This is a genomic window from Variovorax sp. 20P10.2.4, assembly GCF_058244205.1.
On record NZ_JBZAYE010001202.1, the window covers coordinates 1 to 1,017 of the forward strand.

Consider the following 1,017-nt stretch of genomic DNA (forward strand, 5'->3'; position numbering starts at 1 on the left):
GCCCGCTTCCGCCTTCCCCTCGCATCCCGTGAAGATGGTGATCCCGCTGCCGCCGGGCGGCGCCACCGACGTCATCGGCCGCCTGCTCGGGCAGAAGCTCGGCGAGCTCTGGCGCCAGAGCGTGATCGTCGACAACAAGCCCGGCGCCGGCACCATCGTCGGCACCCAGGCCATCGCGCGGGCGCCGGCCGACGGCTACACCTTCGGCATCGTCATCAGCGCCTTCACCATCAATCCCTCGCTGCGCAACGACCTGCCGTACGACGCCACCAAGGACTTCACGCCGCTGAGCCTGCTGGGCTTCCCGGTGATCGCGCTGGTCGCCATTCCCTCGTTCCCCGCCAACGACGTGGCCGGGCTGATCGCGAAGGCGCGCGCCAAGCCGGGCTCGGTCAGCTATGCCTCGCTGGGCATCGGCACCGCCACCCACCTGGCGGGCGAGATGATGAACGTGCGCGCCGAGACCGGCATGGTCCACATCCCCTACAACGGCAGCGCGCCCGCGTACAACGACCTGCTGAGCGGCCGGGTGCAGGTGGGCTTCGTGCTGCTCGACTCCGCGCTGCCGCACGTGAAGGCCGGCAAGCTCAAGGTGCTGGCCGTGACCAATGCCAAGCGCAGCCGCATCTATCCCGACTATCCGACCGTCGGCGAGACCATCCCCGGCTATTCGCTCGAAAGCCTGTTCGGCTTCGTCGCGCCGCGCGGCCTCCCCGCACCGATCGCGGCCAAGCTCTCGGGCGACATCGTCAAGGTGATCCAGCTGCCCGAGGTGCGCCAGCGCCTGGCCGAACTCAGCGTCGAGCCCGTGGGCTCGAGCGCGTCCGAATTCGAGGCGACGATCCGCAGCGAGATCGTGAAGTGGGCGCCGGTGGTGAAGGCGGCGGGCGTGAAGGCCGACTAGTTAAGGGTGCCACTGGCTGCGCGCGCGGCCTTCCAGCGGCTCGTAGCGCGTGGCCGCGAGCGCATCCGACAACCTGCGTGCCGCCTCCATCAACGTAGCCGCATGGCGCGCGA

At 69.8% G+C, this 1,017-nt stretch carries 1 protein-coding gene; it reads left to right on the forward strand.

The window, feature by feature from the left end:
• Positions 1 to 904 (forward strand): tripartite tricarboxylate transporter substrate binding protein (locus AC27VN_RS42285; protein WP_490880639.1); only part of this gene is annotated, 904 nt, incomplete at its 5' end.
• Positions 905 to 1,017: the final 113 nt, after the last annotated feature.